Origin of the sequence: Arthrobacter sp. U41, assembly GCF_001750145.1 — a bacterium.
Lineage (GTDB): Bacteria > Actinomycetota > Actinomycetes > Actinomycetales > Micrococcaceae > Arthrobacter.
The window spans coordinates 3,327,466-3,343,096 of sequence record NZ_CP015732.1; the positions used below are offsets into that span (position 1 = coordinate 3,327,466).

Consider the following 15,631-nt stretch of genomic DNA (forward strand, 5'->3'; position numbering starts at 1 on the left):
AGAAGTGTCCATTAAGTCATGAGACTCCACACACGTGGGTGACGAGGCGGGTACCGCTGACTTCCGTCGGCTCAAGCTTGAGGTTCCCGACGCCGTCCAGCAGCCGCTCGCCCGACCCCAGGAGAACGGGCGCGGTGTGGAGCCGCAGCTCGTCGATCAGCCCCGCTGAAAGGTACTGGCGGACCGTCTGCGCTCCTCCGGCAATGGCGACGTCCTTGCTGCCCGCGGCCTTCCGTGCCTGGGCCAGCGCCGATTCGATCCCGTCGGTCACGAAACTGAACGTGGTGCCGCCCTGCATCTCCAGCGGCCCGCGTGGATGATGGGTGAGTACGAACACGGGCGCGTGATAAGGAGGTTCCTCACCCCACCATCCCCGCCAATCCTCATCCCACGGCCCGGGCCCGGGCCCGGCGAACATGTTCCGTCCCATGATGTAGGCGCCGGCCGCGAGGATGCCTTCGAGCGCGGCTGCGTTGGACTCGGGTTCTTCGAACATCCACCGGCCCAGGAGCTCACCGCCCTCGCCCAGGGGGTTCGCGGGGGTTTGGTTCGGACCGGCGGCGAATCCGTCGAGGGAGATGGTCAGGTCGCACGTGACTCGGCTCATGCGCCCATCATGCCACCACCCGCCGGTCCGAGTCAGGCCTCAAAAGCGTCTTCCGGACGGCCGGCACCCGCGGCACTGAAGTTAGCTTCATCACGTAGTGCGTTTTCGTCAGATACCGGGTTGCGAAGGGCCGCATACTTGACCTGACCCCGGCGGACTTTCCCCACCGCCAGGCACGAGGAGGGTCCATGAAAACTCTGAACATCCTGAAAAGTATTGTCACGAACGAGTACTTTCCCGCGGCGGCGGTGCTGGCCGGGGTGATGCTGTTCTGGGGCCTCGGGCTCTTCGGCGGGCTGTCCCTGCTCAGCAACCACCAGACGCTGCTGACCACGCTGAGTTGGTTGCTGTTCGTCTACGCCGCTGCCGTGCTCACGCCCCTCGCGGGACTGCTTGCGGTGGTGGACCTGTCCCGCCGCTGGCTGCGCAACCGGTCCTCGGACGCCGCAGGGTCCGCCGGCGCCGCGTAGGGACGCCGGCCGGCGCTATTCGAACCGGGACGGGTCGCCCATTCCGCGCCGGACGATTTCCGCGACGCCGCTGGAGTAGTCGACCACGGTGGTCGGCTCCGCGCCGCAGTCGCCGGAGTCGATCACGGCGTCCACCACGTGTTCGAGCCGTTCCTTGATTTCCCAGCCCTGCGTCAGCGGCTCCTCCTCGTCCGGCAGCAACAGCGTGCTGGAGAGCAGCGGCTCGCCCAGTTCGGCCAGCAAGGCCTGAACCACCGCGTTGTCCGGGATTCGCACGCCTACGGTCTTCTTCTTGGGGTGCAGCAGCCGCTTCGGGACTTCCTTGGTCGCCGGCAGGATGAAGGTGTAACTGCCCGGCGTGACTGCCTTGATGCTGCGGAACACATCGTTGTCGATCTGCACAAACTGGCCCAGCTGGGCAAAGTCCTTGCAGACCAAGGTGAAGTGGTGCTTGGAATCGAGCTGGCGGATGGTTCTGATCCGGTCCAGCGCCTCCTTGTTTCCCAGCTGGGCGCCGAGCGCATAGCAGGAGTCGGTGGGGTAGGCGATCAGCCCGCCGGAGCGGAGGATGTCCACGGCCTGGCTGATGGAGCGCGCCTGCGGGTTTTCGGGGTGAACATCGAAGTATCTCGCCATGGGATGAGCTTACGCCCGACGGCGGGCCCGGCACGCACCGTGCAGCCCGCCAGACGGCCCAGGTCCCGCGGCCAGCCAGGCGAATTCCGCTTCCACCGCCGTTGGGCGAAAGGACACAGCTCACACGGCCAAGTGCGCCCGGAAACGGCCCGGGGGACGCCAATCCGGCCTGCTTTGGGGTTCCCCGCAACGCGGAAGAGCTAAAGTTGCGTTGGCCCCCGGGCATTTGTCACGGCGTCCGTAATGATCGCCGCCAAACTGGCGTCCCGGAAATGGCGGAGTCTCCCGCGCGCCGATAGAGCGCAGCGACGGGAGTTCCGCCCGCAAACAACCGGCGTAAAGCGTATGTCTCTTGCCGTCCACCCGGAATTGATATGCAACAGATGAAAGAGAGCTTATTTGTGGTGGATTTCATTTCCGGCCGGCTAAACCAGATCCTGTTCGCCGGCTGGCAGCATTTCAGTCTCGTGGCCCAGTGCCTGATCCTCGCCACCGTCCTGGCGGTGGCGATCGCCGTCCTGGTCTACCGGAATAAGCGGATGGTCTCTGCTGCGAACTCACTCTCCGCCGTCGGATTGACCATCCCTTCCTTCGCCCTTATCGGGCTTCTTGTTGCGCCCTTTGGATTCGGCGTGGTCCCGGCCGTGATGGTGGTGGCTTTCTACGCCACCCTTCCCATCCTCCGCAACGCCGTCGTCGGCCTGTCCGGCATCAGCCCGGCCGTCGTCGAGGCCGCCCGCGGGATCGGCATGAGCCGGTTCCACACGCTGCTGCGAGTGGAGCTGCCCATGGCATGGCCGGTCATCCTCGCCGGGGTGCGGGTGTCCGCCCAGATGGTGATGGGAGTGGCAGCCATCACCGCCTATGCCCTGGGTCCCGGCCTGGGCGGCTTCATCTTTTCCGGCCTCTCCCGGCTGGGAGGCGCCAATTCGTTCGAGTCGGTGGTGACCGGCGTCGTCGGCGTCGTCATTCTGGCCGTCATCCTTGATCTCCTTCTGGTCGGCCTCGGCCGGCTGGCAACTCCGCGAGGTATCCGTGTCTGAATCTGTCCCAACATCCACTCTCGAACAGCTGCGGCACGCCGAAGGAATCACAGGGGCCAGCATCCTGCTGGACAAGGTCACCAAGCGCTACCCGGGCCAGGCCAGGCCCGCGGTGGACGGCCTGACCCTGGAAATTCCGGCGGGGAAAATGGTGATGTTCGTTGGCCCGTCCGGCTGCGGGAAAACCACCACGCTGAAAATGATCAACCGGCTCATCGAGCCCACCGACGGACGGATCATTCTTAACGGTGAGGACGTCACGAAAAAGAACGGCGACGAGCTCCGGCGGAAAATCGGCTACGTCATCCAGGCCGGGGGCCTTTTCCCCCATATGACGGTGGCGACAAACATCGCCATCGTGCCGAAGATGCTGGGCTGGGACAAGGAGCGGATTGCCGCCCGCGTCGACGAGCTGCTGGAGCTGGTGTCGCTCGATCCGGGGGTCTACCGCAACCGTTTTCCCAAGGAGCTCTCGGGAGGCCAGCAGCAGCGCGTCGGAGTGGCCCGCGCGCTCGCCGCCGACCCGCCCGTGCTCCTGATGGACGAACCGTTCGGCGCGGTGGACCCGATCACCCGGCAGCTGCTGCAGGACGAATTGCTGCAGATCCAGGCCGACCTGCAAAAAACGATTGTCTGCGTGACGCATGACGTCGACGAGGCGGTCAAACTCGGTGACTGGATCGCAATCTTTGACGAGGGCGCCCGGCTGGTCCAGTACGACACGCCGGAACGGATCCTCGGGGACCCGGCCAACGAGTTTGTCGAGAACTTCATCGGCTCGGGCGCGGGGCTCAAACAGCTGACGCTGACCCGGGTCGGGGACGCGCCGCTTGCCGAAGCGGTCACGGGCAGGCCCGGTGAGGCCGCAGCTGACGTCCTTGAGCGCATCACGACGGCCGGCCACGGCCACGCCGTCATCGTCGATGCCCGCCAGCGGCCCCTGCAATGGCTTTCGCGCCGCCAGCTCGGGCGCCTGCAGACGATCAGCCCGGTCCCGGATCCGAAGCTGCCCGTGGTGGGCAGCCGGGCGACGCTCAACGATGCGCTGGACACCATGCTCGTGTCCAGCGCCGGTGCGGCCCTGGTGACAGGCCGGCGGGACGCCTTCGAGGGCGTAATCGACGTCCAGACCGTTATGGCGGCCATCACCAAGGCCCACGAGGCGGCCGCGCTGGATTCGCTGGATGCCCCGGTGGGAACAAACACCGCACCATCCGCGAAGCGGGACCCGCAGAACCGGTGGCCGCCGGCGAAGGACGGGCAGGACAATGAGGCATCCGGGGCAGCGCCCGCCGACCCCGGGCGGGCACGACGCCGGGCAGCCCGGGGCGGAGATGCCGGCCGCGCCGGATGCCGGGGCGCCCGACGCCGAGTCAGCCCGGGGTGCCGACGCCGATGCCGGCACCGCCCAGCGCTCCTGGCGCGCGCTGGGCTATCAGCTCCTGGGCATCACCGCCGTCCTCTCCCTCCTCGTTGGATGGCTGCTCCTCGCGGACCTGTCGCCCGCGGAACTGACGACCCTGGCTCCCGCCGCCCTGTGGGCCCACACCCTGGAACATCTCCAGCTGACGCTGCTGTCGGCTGCGATCGTGCTGGTCGTGGCCGTTCCCCTGGGAATTGCCCTGACCCGCCGGAAGCTGCGCTTCCTGAGCGGTCCGGTGCTGGTCCTGGCGAATATCGGCCAGGCTGCGCCTTCCATCGGGCTCGTGGTGCTCCTGGCCTTCTGGCTGGGCTTCGGTTTCTGGGCCGCCGTCATTTCCCTCGTCCTGTACGGAGTCCTGCCGGTGCTGCGGAACACCATGGTGGGGCTCCAGCACGTGGACCAGCGGCTGGTGGAAGCCGGCCGCGGAATGGGCATGACGGCTGCCTCGGTCCTGTTCAAAGTGGAGTTGCCGATGGCCGTCCCGATCATGCTCGCCGGTATCCGGACGGCGTTGGTGCTGCTGGTGGGGACCGCCGCGCTGGCAACCTTCATCAATGGAGGTGGCCTGGGGATTCTGATCACCACCGGCGTCCAGCTCAATCTGCCCGCCGTCCTGGTGGTCGGATCCTTGCTGGTTGCCGTGCTGGCGCTGTTTATCGACTGGGTGGGTCGGGTCGTCGAACACGTGGCCCGTCCGAAGGGACTGTAGATGCTGACTTTTGAATCGAACCAACCGGCAGGCGCCGGACGGACGAAGGGGCAGGAAACCACCCCCAAGGGGTCAAACACGCCGCTGCGCGCCCGCTCCGGTGCGCTGGGCATGGTGCTGGCTGCCGTGGCCCTCCTGACCGGCTGCGGCCTGGCGCCGGCCGCTTCCTACGTTCCCGACGCCGGGCCGGGCACCATCCAGCCCGTTGCGGGTGCGGCGGGAGCGGAGGTGACCGTCACCGGACGGAACAACACCGAGGGGCTGATCCTGGGCAAGATGGCGGTACTCGCCGCCAGGACCGCCGGCTTTACGGTCTCGGACCTGACAAACGTTCCCGGCAGCCAGCCCACCCGCTCCCTCATGCTCGCCGGAAAAGCGGACATCATCTGGGAGTACACGGGCACCGCCTGGCTGTCCTTCATGGGGCACCCGTCAGGCATCCCGGAGCAGGACGCACAGTGGCAGGCCGTGCATGACGAAGACCTGGGCAACGGCCTGACCTGGGGCGCCAAGGCTCCGCTGAACAACACCTACGCGCTCGCCGTGACAAACGAAACCGCCGCCGAGTACGGGCTGAGCACCTTGTCCGACCTCGCCAAGCTGCCGGTTGACCAGCGGACGTTCTGCGTTGAGCCGGAGTTCAACTCCCGGCCCGACGGCTTCGGACCGATGCTCAAGCACTACGGCCTGGACCGGGGCTCCGAGTCCGGAGTGCCGGAGCGCAACATCGGCCTGTACGACGTCGGAGCCGTCTACAGCGCCACGGACAACGGCGTGTGTACCCTCGGCGAGGTTTTTGCCACTGACGGCCGGATCGACGCGCTGGGTCTGACAGTGCTCACCGATGACAAAAAGTTCTTCCCCGCCTACAACGTGGCGCCGGTGTTCTACTCCGAGACCCTGGCTGCGCACCCGGAGCTTGAAGGAATCCTCGCGCAGATTTCCCCGCTGTGGACGGATACAACGATGCGGGGCCTCAACCTCAAGGTCGACGTCGACGGCCAGGAGCCGGCGGATGTCGCCTTCGAGTGGATGCAGGAACAGGGCTTCCTCACCGGGGCTCCCTAGGCAGGATCAGACAGCCTCCAGCCCGGCATCGCTATAGGCCTCCCGGGCCGGGGCGGCTGTCAGGAACGCAAGCAGCGGGGGCGTCGGAGGTGTTCCGGGCCGAGACGGCGACGGCGGCGGGACCCGCGCCTGGCAGATGTCCCGGTCAGCGTCCTGAGCCACCGCAACGGGTTCAAGAACCAGTCCTACTTCAGCCAGCTCTTCAAGGAGCACACGGGCCAGGCCCCTGCGGAGTACCGGGCCGCGGCGCTGTCCGGTGTCACCCCGCGAGACCCGCGAACATAACAGCCATCGAGGCCGCGGCCACCAGTTGCAGGAACGCCTCGCCGCAGCCAGTGTGACTGCTGCTGCCGCTGCCGCTGCCGCTGCCAGCGAAAGTGCGGCTCCATTGGCCGCCATCGGCGCGGAGCCGCCGGAACAGGAGTGCGCCCCACACCGCTCCTGCTGCACCGAAGGCAACCGCCAAAACGAGGGCGGGCTGGTGGCTCCAGCCCGGAAGCGAGTCCGGCAGGGGCACGGGGAGTGACAGCCCGGCCGCGGCCCCGCCGTGGTGTCCCGCGCTGCCCGGAAGCTCCGCGGTTCCGGGCTCCGCCAGCGTGCCGTGGGCGCCCCGGACGTCCATGGCCGCCAGCATGTAGGCCATCGCGGCCATGGTCAGCGCCTCGTACAGCAGACACCCGGGGCCGGCTCGCCGCGGAAGGCGACTGCGCCCCGGTCCCGGCCCCGCCGGGGCCACGGGACGCCGGGAGACGGCCCGGAGGATGAACCACCAGGCGGCCAGGCCGAAGAAAAGGATCTGGGGAAGCACGGCCCAGCTGAATCCCGGGGTGAGCATCAGCACCATGGCCGCCATCATGGCGGCGTGGAGTCCAAACCCGACCCGGGTGGCCGGCGGCGACTTGCGGCCGGCGCGGAACGCCGCGTAGAGTGCCGCTGCCAGCAGCGGTGCCGTCAGCCCCCAGCGCAGGAGATCGTTCGCGATCAACGGTGCCCGGTCAATGCTGCTCGTCGTGGTGGATGCGTTCCCCGAGCTGCCGGAGTGGTTCCCCGCTTCCGTTCCACTGCTCGGCGATGAACTCCGCGGCGATGGACACGGCCGTCTCCTCGGGGGTCCGGGCGCCCAGGTCGAGGCCCACCGGACTGTGCAGCCGAGCCAGCGCGTCCTCGCCCAGGCCCGCCTCCCGTAGCCTGGCAACCCTGTCGGCGTGCGTCCGGCGCGAACCCATGGCACCGATGAAGGCTATCGGCGGGGCCCGCAAGGCAACGTCCAGCAGCGGAATATCGAACTTCGGATCGTGCGTGAGCACGCACATGACGGTGCGTTCGTCCACCAGGCCCTCGTCCAGCTGTTCGGCGAGGTAGCGGTGCGGCCAGGCGTTGACCACCTCCGCCGCATCGGGAAAGCGTGCCGGGGTCGCAAAAACAGCCCGGGCATCACATACCGTGACGCGGTAGCCCAGGAAGGTTCCCAGCCGGGCCAGGGCCGAGGCGAAGTCGATGGCGCCGAACACCAGCATCCGCGGCGGCGGGGCGTAGCTGGCGAAGAAGACCCGCATCCCGGCGTCCAGCCGTTCCCCGTCAGGGCCGTAGCTCAGGATGCCGGAGCGGCCGGCGGCCAGCAGGCCCTGTGTGTCATCGCCCACGGCGTGGTTGGCCCGCTCGGATCCGAGGTCGCCCTCGAAGCCGTCCGGCCGCACCACCAGGTGACGGCCCAGCCAGGCGGGGTCCGGGTGTTCGATGACCGTGGCGACCCCGACGCGCCGTTCCCCGGCGATGTCCTGCATAACGGCGTCGAGTTCGGCGAAGCTGTTCCGGGACACCGGCTCGACGAAGATATCGATGATCCCGCCGCAGGTCAGTCCGACCGCGAACGCATCGTCGTCGCTGATGCCATAGCGCACCAGAACGGGAGTGCCGTCCTGCCTGACCTGCGTGGCGAGCTCGTACACGGCGCCCTCGACGCAGCCGCCGGAGACCGAGCCGACTGCTTCCCCTTCGGCGGTGACCAGCATCGACGCGCCCGGAAGCCGCGGGGCCGACTTGAAGGTGCTCACTACGGTGGCCAGGCCGGCGGTGTCACCTTTCCGCCAGCCCGGCATCATGGCCGCCAGGACATCACGCACGGTCGAGCTTCAGCCTGCCGATCGCCCGGATCATCCGGAAAGCGGACAGACGGCCCGCCCAGTAGGAGACGCACGCCACGACGGCCACGAGCGCCAGGACCTTCCCGGGGCTGGACAGCTGGTCCGCCGCGATCCCCTTCGCCAGGCTGAGGGCGTCCAGGCTGCCTGCAGGTGCAGGTGCAGGTGCAGGTCCGGATGCCGGGGCGGACGCAGGGACAGGCGCCCGGGCGGCCCCGGCCGTTGCGGGCACGGCGCTCGGCGGCAAACCAGGAAGTTCAGACGACGGTGCCGGTGCCGTCGCAGCGGCGACCTTCGCCGCAGCGGCTTCCGCCTCCGCTTCCGCGTCGAGCCCTGCCGCCACCCCGGTTGCCGAGGTCCCGGCGGCCCCCGGCGCGGTGATCATGGCCTGAAGATTGCTGGCGAACAGTGCCATCATCTGTTCGGTGACACTGCCGATCACCCCCTTGCCCATCGCGGCGGCCTTGCCGGACAGCGACAGATCGGCATTGACGGTGCCGCGGGTTGTGCCGCCGGCCTCTTCGGTCAGGAGCAGCGTCACCGTGGCCTCGGCGGTTCCCTGGCCGCGGGTTTCCTGGGCTTTGCCGCCCAGCACGGCCCGGTGTTCCTCGGCGTTGCGCTCCACAACGTTCAGCAGGCCCTTGTACTGCATGTTGACCGGGCCAAGCTTCACCGTCATCCCCACCTGGTAGGCGTCGTCCGAGAGCTTGTTCAGGATCTTGGCGCCGGGGACACAGCCGGCCACGCGTTCGAAATCCATGATGGTGTCCCAGACCGTGTCGATCGGTGCGACGACCGAAAAAGTGCTGTCTATCTGCATTAGCTGTTCCCTCTTCCCTTGAGTGATGGCCGGCCGTCGCCGCGGATTGCGGCTGCCACGTCCGCCAAAGCCGTGTAGCTGTGTCCACTGACGAAGTCATCGCAATACGGCAGGGCCGCCGCCATCCCGCCGACCAGCGGCCGGTAATCCGGAGCGCTCTTGCGCGGATTAACCCAGATGATCCGGTGCGCCAGGCGGCGCAGCCGCGCCATCTGGACCGCCACCTGTTCCGGGTCCTCCTGCGCCCAGCCGTCCGAGAAGATCACCACCACCGCGCCGCGGGCCAGGCCGCGGCGGCCGTGTTCGTCGACGAAGCGCCGGATGCTGTCTGCGATCCGGGTGCCGCCCGCCCAGTCCGGGGCCGCCACGGCCGCGCGGGCCAGGGCCTCGTCAGGATCGCGGAGCGCCAGCTGCCGGGTCAGGCGCGTCAGCCGGGTGGAAAACACGAAGGCCTCGGCCCCGGCAGTTGCCACGGCTCCCTGCAGCAGCGCCACGAAGATCCGCGCATACGGTTCCATCGACCCGGAGACATCGCACAGCATCACCAGCTTGCGGCGCTGCTCGCGGCGCCGTGCATACAGCAGCCGGGTGGTGTCGGTGCCCGAGCGCCGGGCCGCGCGGACCGTGGCGCGGACGTCCAGCCGGGCGCTGCTGTGGGCCGACTTGCGCGTCCGGCGGCCCAGGCGCCGCGGGGTGGCCAGCAGCAGCCGGGCCGCCAGCCGCCTGATCTCCTGGACTTCCTCCCCGGAGAGCAGGTCGAAGGACATCTGGTGCAGCCGCTCCTCGGGGGAGGCCATGGCCAGCACCGCCTCCCGCTCCGGGGCGTTGCGGTCCCCGCTGTCCGGACCGGCCGAGGCAATCGCCGGCGCCGTCCGTGGTTGCGCCGGCGTCTGTCCCGGGGCGCGGTCCTCGGCCGGGGAGGGCCGGGTGCGTGCCTCCTCGGCACCGCCCGGCGGTGGCGCGGCCGGGGCCACGGGACTCCGGGGCTGTGCGGCGGGGTTGAAGCCGCCGCGGAACACGGCGTCGAACACGGCGTCGAAGACCGTCAGTTGCACCCTTGTGGACACCAGCACCACCCGGGACGCCCAGTACAGCGTGTCGACATCGCGGGGCGGGACCAGGCGGAGGGCTTCGGCCAGCCGGACTGCCCGGTCCGGCGAGCAGGACAGCCCGGCCCGGCGCAGCGCGGTGACGAAGGCCGCAGCCAGGCTGGCAGCCTCCACCGTGGGGAGCGCGGCCGTGGCCTGCGTGGTCGGGGTCATCAGCAGGTTCACCCGCCCGTGCCGGCCACGAGCCAGTCGGCCCCGCGGGCGGCGACGAGTTCCAGGTCATCGCGGTTCTTGACGACCGAGCCGAGGGTCTGATCCGCCGTCGTGGCGTCTATGTGGTCGATGCCCAGCACGGCGAGCGCGGAGACCCAGTCAATGGCCTCGGAGATCCCCGGCGGTTTGGCGAGGTCCAGGGTGCGCAGCTTCGTGATCACCGCGGCGGCCTGCAAAGCCAGCGGGCCGCTGCTGGCGGGCACCCGCCGGCGCACGATTTCCGCGATCCGTTCCGGGCCGGGGTAGTCGATCCAGTGGTAGAGGCAGCGCCGGGTCAGGGCGTCGTGCAGGTCCCGCGTCCGGTTGGAGGTGAGGATGACGATCGGCGGGTGGGTGGCCCGGATCGTGCCCAGTTCCGGGATGGTGACTGCGGCCTCGGCGAGCAGTTCGAAGGTGAAGGCCTCGAACTCGGCGTCGGCGCGGTCGATTTCGTCCAGCAGCAGGACTGCGGGGCGCGGTCCGGGATGTTCGATTGCCTGCAGCAGCGGACGGCGCAGCAGGTACTCGGGGCCGAAGAGGTCGGTTTCGGTGACGGAGGCGTCCCGGACCTCCGCCAGCCGGATCCCGAGCAGCTGCCGCTGGTGGTTCCACTCGTAGAGGGCTTCGCCGGCGTCGATTCCCTCGTAGCACTGCAGACGGTACAGCGGCGTGTCCAGCAGCTCGGCCAGGGCCTTCGCCGCCTCGGTCTTGCCGACGCCCGCCTCGCCCTCCAGCAGGATCGGCTGCGGCAGCCGGACGGCCAGGAACAGGGCCGTGGCCAGCCCGACGTCGGCCAGGTAGTCGTTGCTGTCCAGCGCCGAGACCAGCGAGGCGACGTCGGGAATCCGCCGCTGGACATCCTCCTCCGCCCCGGAGCGTGCCGCCGTGCTCACAACGCGCCCTCCAGCCCGGCCAGGACCCGGCGGTAGTCCTCTTCCGTGTCGACGTCGGGCGGCACAGTCCCCGGAACGGGGAGGGCGGCGACGTCGTCCCCGCGCTGCTCCAGCAGCTTCCAGACTGCCTTGTCGCCGTGCAGGGCGGCCAGTGCGGGGAACATCCGCCGGGCGAACGCGAGGGGATGGCCGAGGCCGTCCTCGTAGCGGCAGACGGCGATGCCGGGGACGCCCCGGCCGCTGCCGGGCCCGCCGGTGAACAGGAGCTCCAGCAAGGCCCGCACGCTTTCGGCCCGGACACCCGGCTGGTCACCGAGCAGCAGGACCACGGCGTCCGTGTCCGGGTGGAGGGCCGCGAGGCCGGCGGCGATCGAGGAGGAACAGCCCTCCCCGAAGTCCGGATTGAGCACGACCCTGCAGCCGGTGGTGTCAACCGTTCGCTGCACCTCCCCGGCTGAACCTCCCAGGGCCAGCACCGTCTGGTCGAAGCCGCAGTCCCGGGCAGTGGCCAGCACCGCGTCGAGGAGGACGCCGTGGCCGTAGGGGAGCAGCTGCTTGGGCCGGCCCAGCCGCCGGGACGCCCCGGCCGCCAGGATCAGCCCCGCCGTCCGGTGTTTGGCGGGCGGACGTTCAGAGAGTGAGGGCATAGCGCTCCGGATCTTTGCGGAAGGCCGCACGGCAGCCGGGCGAGCAGAAGTACACGGTGACGCCGTTGTGCTCGAGCTGCAGGGAGGACTGCACGGCGGCGACGGTCATGCCGCAGACAGGGTCGACCGCCGTCGCCGGAGCTTCCGGCGCCGGGACAACGGCCTGCCCCTGGGCCTGTGCCGGCGCGGCGTGCCGGGACTTCGACCGCTCCTGGATGAGCTGGGCCAGGATCGAGAGCGCGATCTCGCCGGGGGTGCGGGCGCCCAGCTGCAGCCCGGCCGGGGTGAAGACGCGGGAGCGCTGCGCCTGGTCCACGTCGAGGGAATCCAGCACCGCGGCGCCCCGGGTTCCGCTGGCCACGAGCGCGACATACGGCACGCCGGCGCGCAGTGCGGCCTCGAGCGCGACCTCCTCCGCCTTGCCGTGCGAGGCCACGATCAGCGCCGCGTCGCCGGCCTGCGGCGCCGCCGATTCCCCGTCGGTGAGTTCCACGGCCAGGCCGACGCCGGCGCCGAGGGTCGCCAGGGCCTGGGCCACGGGCGTGGTTCCCACCACAAGAACCCGGGGCGCCGGGAGGCGCGGCTGGAGGAAGATCTCGATGGCCCCGCCGCTCAGGCACGGGTTGGACACCTCGACCGCGCCGTCCCCTGCGCTGCGGGACGGTTCGCCGGGGAGCACCCGCAGCAGCAGGGGTTCCTGCGAGGCCAGGACCTGCAGGCTGTACTCCCGCACCGAGGACTCGACGCAGTTCCCGCCCACGAAGCCCTGGATCTCGCCGCTCGGCAGGATCAGGGCGGTGTCCCCGGCGTGGGCGCTGGTGGGATGCTGGGCGCGGACCACCGTGGCGTGCACGAACGGCTCACGGCGGGAGGCGAGGTCATTCGCCCGGGCCGCAAGGGACTCTCCAATCGGTGTCATGTCAGATCGGCGGCCTTGCCCGGCCCTGCATGGCCGCCCAGACCCGGGCCGGTGTGCAGGGCATGTCCATGTGGACCACCCCGTAGGGGGCCAGCGCGTCGACGACGGCGTTCACGATCGCCGGCGGTGAACCGACGGTGGCGGACTCGCCGATGCCTTTCGCCCCGATGGGGTGGTGCGGGGACGGGGTGACGGTGAAGCCGGTTTCCCAGTCCGGCACTTCCATCGCGGTCGGGATCAGGTAGTCCATAAAGGACCCGCCCAGGCAGTTGCCGTCGGCGTCGAACTCGATGATCTCCATCAGGGCCATCCCGACGCCGTCGGTCAGCCCGCCGTGCACCTGGCCCTCGATGATCATCGGGTTGATCCGGGTGCCGCAGTCGTCCACCGCGATGAAGCGGCGCACCTTCACGTGCCCGGTGCCCGGGTCGATGTCCACCACACAGATGTAGGCGCCGAACGGGAACGTCAGGTTCGGCGGGTCGTAGGTGACCTCGGCATCGAGGTTGCCGTCGACCCCCTCGGGCAGCGTCATGGTGCCGTGGGCCGCCATGGCGATTTCGGCGATGGTCTTCCCGGCGCTGGGATCGCCCTTGACGAACCAGCGGCCCTTCTCCCATTCAAGGTCCTCGGGCCGCGTCTCCAGCATGGCCGCGGCGATCAGCTTCGCCTTCTCCCGCACCTTGCGGGCAACGAGGGCGACGGCGCCGCCGCTCACCGGCGTCGAGCGGCTCCCGTAGGTGCCAAGGCCGAACGGTGTCTGGTCGGTGTCGCCGTGGACGACGTCGATATCCTCGGGCGGGATGCCGAGCTCCTCGGCGACGATCTGCGCGAAGGTGGTCTCGTGGCCCTGGCCCTGGCTTTGCACCGAGAGCCGGACGACGGCCTTGCCCGTGGGATGGACCCGCAGTTCGGCGCCGTCGGCCATGCCGAGGCCGACAATGTCGAAGTGCTTGCGTGGGCCGGCGCCCACGGTCTCGGTGAAGAACGAGATGCCGATCCCCATGAGTTCACCGCGCGCCCGCTTCTCCTGCTGCTCGCGGCGCAGCTCGTCGTAGCCGGCCAGCTGCATGGACAGCCGCATCGCGGGCTCGTAGTTGCCGGAGTCGTACACCCAGCCAGTCTTGTTGGCGTACGGGAACTGTTCGGGTTTGATGAAGTTCTTCAACCGCAGTTCCGCCGGATCCATCTCCAGCTTGCGGGCCAGGATGTCCACCATCCGCTCGACCAGGTAGACGGCCTCCGTGACGCGGAACGAGCAGGCGTAGGCGACGCCGCCGGGTGCCTTGTTCGTGTAGACGCCTGTGACGCTGCAGTACGCGGCTTTTAGGTCATAGCTTCCGGTGAAGATAGAGAAAAAGCCTGCCGGGTTCTTGGTGGGCTGCGCGGTGGCGTTGAACGCGCCGTGGTCTGCGAGGACGTTGGTGCGCACCGCGAGGATCTTGCCGTCCTTGGTCGCCGCGATCTCGCCCTGCATGATGTAGTCGCGGGCGAAGGAGGTGGACATCAGGTTCTCCGAGCGGTCCTCCACCCATTTCACCGGCTTGCCGGTGACGATGGACCCGACCACCGCGAGGATGTAGCCCGGGTAGATGCCCACCTTGTTGCCGAAGCCGCCGCCGATGTCCGGGGACACCACCCGGATCTTGTGCTCGGGGATCCCCGCAACGATCGCGAACAGGGTCCGGTGCGCGTGCGGTGCCTGGGTGGTTTCGTACAGGGTGAGCTTGCCGTCGACGGCGTCGAAGTCGGCGATCGCCCCGCAGGTCTCCATCGGCGCCGGGTGCACCCGCGGGTAGACCATCTCCTGGGAGACGACAACGTCGGCGCTCGCGAAGACAGCCTCGGTTTCGGCCTTGTCGCCCATTTCCCAGTCGAAGATGTGGTTGTCCGTCTTGCCCTCGATCTCGTCGCGGATCACCGGGGCATCGACGTCGAGGGCCTTCCGGGCGTCGATGACCGGGGGCAGGACTTCGTATTCGACGTCGATCAGCTCCAGTGCGTCACGGGCGGCGTAGCGGTCCTCCGCCACGACGAACGCAACCTCCTGGCCCTGGAAGCGGACCTTGTCCGTCACCAGAACGGCCTGCACGTCCGCGGAGAGGGTGGGGGCCCACGCCAGCTTGAGGCCAATCAGGTCCTTGCCGGTGATGACGGCGAGGACCTTGGGGTGGGCCAGGGCGTTGGTGGTGTCGATGGAGACCAGCCGGGCGTGGGCTACGGGGGCGCGCAGGATCGCGCCGTGCAGCATGCCGGGCAGGACAATGTCGTCCAGGTAGTTGCCTTTGCCGCGGACAAAGCGCGGATCTTCCTTCCGCTGGATCCGGCCGTAGCCGATCGGGCGGTCCTCGTCGCCGGCCGCCGGATTGGTGGGCCGTTCGTGGATGACGGTCATGCCTTCACCTCTGCCTCTTGGGTCTCGGCTGCAATGTCCTCAACCACGGTGTCCGTGCCGTCGAGGACCTCGTCGGCCGTTGCGTCGCTGTCCCCGCCCGCCGGGTGGTCAGCCGCCCACTGCACCGAGCGGACGATCGTGGCGTAGCCGGTGCACCGGCAGATCTGGCCCGAAATGGCCTGCCGGATCTCGGTGGTGTCCGGGTGCGGGTTCTTGTCGAGCAGGGCGCGGGCGGTCAGCATCATCCCGGGAGTGCAGAAACCGCACTGCAGCCCGTGTTCCTCCATGAACCCCTGCTGGACCGGGTCTAGGGTCGCCCCGGTGGCGAGTCCCTCGACCGTCCGGATGTCATGTCCGGCTGCCATCGCCGCCAGAACGGTGCAGGACTTCACCGGCTGGCCGTCCATCAGGACCACGCAGGTCCCGCAGTTGCTGGTGTCGCATCCCCAGTGCGTACCGGTCAGGCCGAGGACCTCCCGGATGTAGTGGACCAGGAGCACACGGGGCTCAATGTCGGACGTGACTTCGTTGCCGTTGACGGTCATGCTGATCTGCATCC

The 15,631-nt window shown here is 69.1% G+C and carries 16 protein-coding genes and 1 pseudogene; 6 read left to right on the forward strand and 11 right to left on the reverse strand.

What is annotated here, in order from left to right; genetic code table 11:
* Positions 1-16: 16 nt before the first annotated feature.
* Entirely contained in the window at positions 17-607 is a 591-nt protein-coding gene (locus tag ASPU41_RS15170; protein WP_069951611.1) for a dihydrofolate reductase family protein, read from the reverse strand.
* A gap of 188 nt (positions 608-795) precedes the next feature.
* Here ASPU41_RS15170 and ASPU41_RS15175 point away from each other — a divergent pair, with 188 nt between their 5' ends.
* Positions 796-1,077, forward strand: coding sequence for a hypothetical protein (locus ASPU41_RS15175; RefSeq protein WP_069951612.1), 282 nt, complete (start codon positions 796-798; stop codon positions 1,075-1,077).
* A 15-nt stretch (positions 1,078-1,092) separates the two neighbouring features.
* Here ASPU41_RS15175 and ASPU41_RS15180 read toward each other — a convergent pair whose 3' ends face one another.
* Positions 1,093-1,713, reverse strand: coding sequence for an L-threonylcarbamoyladenylate synthase (locus ASPU41_RS15180; RefSeq protein ID WP_069951613.1), 621 nt, complete (start codon positions 1,711-1,713; stop codon positions 1,093-1,095).
* A 383-nt stretch (positions 1,714-2,096) separates the two neighbouring features.
* Here ASPU41_RS15180 and ASPU41_RS15185 point away from each other — a divergent pair, with 383 nt between their 5' ends.
* The 5 genes and pseudogenes from ASPU41_RS15185 to ASPU41_RS24080 all read left to right on the forward strand — a co-directional run bounded on the left by ASPU41_RS15185 (position 2,097) and on the right by ASPU41_RS24080 (position 6,241).
* Positions 2,097-2,756, forward strand: coding sequence for an ABC transporter permease (locus ASPU41_RS15185; RefSeq protein ID WP_442856200.1), 660 nt, complete (start codon positions 2,097-2,099; stop codon positions 2,754-2,756).
* A pseudogene (locus tag ASPU41_RS22170) lies at positions 2,749-3,987 on the forward strand (ATP-binding cassette domain-containing protein); the annotation flags it as partial. The gene ASPU41_RS15185 and the pseudogene ASPU41_RS22170, both read left to right, overlap by 8 nt.
* 103 nt (positions 3,988-4,090) lie before the next feature.
* Positions 4,091-4,888 (forward strand): ABC transporter permease, encoded by a 798-nt coding sequence (locus ASPU41_RS15195; RefSeq protein WP_083266698.1) that lies wholly within the window; start codon positions 4,091-4,093, stop codon positions 4,886-4,888.
* Positions 4,889-5,956 (forward strand): glycine betaine ABC transporter substrate-binding protein, encoded by a 1,068-nt coding sequence (locus ASPU41_RS15200; RefSeq protein WP_083266545.1) that lies wholly within the window; start codon positions 4,889-4,891, stop codon positions 5,954-5,956. It begins immediately after the preceding gene.
* A 153-nt stretch (positions 5,957-6,109) separates the two neighbouring features.
* Complete coding sequence (locus tag ASPU41_RS24080) at positions 6,110-6,241, forward strand: AraC family transcriptional regulator (RefSeq protein WP_442856253.1); 132 nt, start codon at positions 6,110-6,112, stop codon at positions 6,239-6,241.
* Here ASPU41_RS24080 and ASPU41_RS15205 read toward each other — a convergent pair.
* From ASPU41_RS15205 to ASPU41_RS15245, 9 genes are read right to left on the reverse strand one after another with little or no spacing between them, the layout of a single operon-like run.
* A complete protein-coding gene (locus ASPU41_RS15205) occupies positions 6,216-6,941 on the reverse strand; it encodes a DUF5134 domain-containing protein (RefSeq protein ID WP_069951615.1) in 726 nt (241 codons plus the stop codon). The two genes, ASPU41_RS24080 and ASPU41_RS15205, sit on opposite strands and share 26 nt — an antisense overlap.
* A gap of 10 nt (positions 6,942-6,951) precedes the next feature.
* The gene (locus tag ASPU41_RS15210) at positions 6,952-8,079 is read right to left on the reverse strand and encodes an XdhC family protein (RefSeq protein WP_069951616.1); all 1,128 of its coding nucleotides are present in this window, start codon (positions 8,077-8,079) and stop codon (positions 6,952-6,954) included.
* Positions 8,072-8,917: an SRPBCC family protein gene (locus tag ASPU41_RS15215; RefSeq protein ID WP_069951617.1), complete on the reverse strand. Its 846-nt coding sequence runs from the start codon at positions 8,915-8,917 to the stop codon at positions 8,072-8,074. Before ASPU41_RS15215 ends, ASPU41_RS15210 begins: the two co-directional genes overlap by 8 nt.
* A complete protein-coding gene (locus tag ASPU41_RS15220; protein ID WP_083266699.1) occupies positions 8,917-10,179 on the reverse strand; it encodes a vWA domain-containing protein in 1,263 nt (420 codons plus the stop codon). The genes ASPU41_RS15215 and ASPU41_RS15220 overlap by 1 nt, the downstream gene beginning before the upstream one ends.
* A gap of 8 nt (positions 10,180-10,187) precedes the next feature.
* Entirely contained in the window at positions 10,188-11,111 is a 924-nt protein-coding gene (locus ASPU41_RS15225) for an AAA family ATPase (RefSeq protein ID WP_157357020.1), read from the reverse strand.
* Positions 11,108-11,758: a nucleotidyltransferase family protein gene (locus tag ASPU41_RS15230; protein ID WP_069951618.1), complete on the reverse strand. Its 651-nt coding sequence runs from the start codon at positions 11,756-11,758 to the stop codon at positions 11,108-11,110. Before ASPU41_RS15230 ends, ASPU41_RS15225 begins: the two co-directional genes overlap by 4 nt.
* A complete protein-coding gene (locus ASPU41_RS15235; RefSeq protein ID WP_069951619.1) occupies positions 11,742-12,677 on the reverse strand; it encodes an XdhC family protein in 936 nt (311 codons plus the stop codon). Before ASPU41_RS15235 ends, ASPU41_RS15230 begins: the two co-directional genes overlap by 17 nt.
* A 1-nt stretch (position 12,678) precedes the next feature.
* Complete coding sequence (locus tag ASPU41_RS15240) at positions 12,679-15,072, reverse strand: aerobic carbon-monoxide dehydrogenase large subunit (RefSeq protein ID WP_069951620.1); 2,394 nt, start codon at positions 15,070-15,072, stop codon at positions 12,679-12,681.
* The gene (locus ASPU41_RS15245; RefSeq protein WP_069951621.1) at positions 15,069-15,629 is read right to left on the reverse strand and encodes a (2Fe-2S)-binding protein; all 561 of its coding nucleotides are present in this window, start codon (positions 15,627-15,629) and stop codon (positions 15,069-15,071) included. The genes ASPU41_RS15240 and ASPU41_RS15245 overlap by 4 nt, the downstream gene beginning before the upstream one ends.
* Positions 15,630-15,631 lie beyond the last annotated feature (2 nt).

What these genes read in the sequence shown, in the direction of transcription:
- ASPU41_RS15175 (WP_069951612.1), top strand. Translation starts at nt 796, where the DNA reads ATGAAAACTCTGAACATCCTGAAAAGTATTGTCACGAACGAGTACTTT.
- ASPU41_RS15220 (WP_083266699.1), bottom strand. Translation starts at nt 10,179, where the DNA reads ATGACCCCGACCACGCAGGCCACGGCCGCGCTCCCCACGGTGGAGGCT.
- ASPU41_RS15245 (WP_069951621.1), bottom strand. Translation starts at nt 15,629, where the DNA reads ATGCAGATCAGCATGACCGTCAACGGCAACGAAGTCACGTCCGACATT.
- ASPU41_RS15235 (WP_069951619.1), bottom strand. Translation starts at nt 12,677, where the DNA reads ATGACACCGATTGGAGAGTCCCTTGCGGCCCGGGCGAATGACCTCGCC.
- ASPU41_RS15240 (WP_069951620.1), bottom strand. Translation starts at nt 15,072, where the DNA reads ATGACCGTCATCCACGAACGGCCCACCAATCCGGCGGCCGGCGACGAG.
- ASPU41_RS15185 (WP_442856200.1), top strand. Translation starts at nt 2,097, where the DNA reads ATGAAAGAGAGCTTATTTGTGGTGGATTTCATTTCCGGCCGGCTAAAC.
- ASPU41_RS15195 (WP_083266698.1), top strand. Translation starts at nt 4,091, where the DNA reads ATGCCGGCCGCGCCGGATGCCGGGGCGCCCGACGCCGAGTCAGCCCGG.
- ASPU41_RS15215 (WP_069951617.1), bottom strand. Translation starts at nt 8,917, where the DNA reads ATGCAGATAGACAGCACTTTTTCGGTCGTCGCACCGATCGACACGGTC.
- ASPU41_RS15200 (WP_083266545.1), top strand. Translation starts at nt 4,889, where the DNA reads ATGCTGACTTTTGAATCGAACCAACCGGCAGGCGCCGGACGGACGAAG.
- ASPU41_RS15180 (WP_069951613.1), bottom strand. Translation starts at nt 1,713, where the DNA reads ATGGCGAGATACTTCGATGTTCACCCCGAAAACCCGCAGGCGCGCTCC.
- ASPU41_RS15170 (WP_069951611.1), bottom strand. Translation starts at nt 607, where the DNA reads ATGAGCCGAGTCACGTGCGACCTGACCATCTCCCTCGACGGATTCGCC.
- ASPU41_RS15230 (WP_069951618.1), bottom strand. Translation starts at nt 11,758, where the DNA reads ATGCCCTCACTCTCTGAACGTCCGCCCGCCAAACACCGGACGGCGGGG.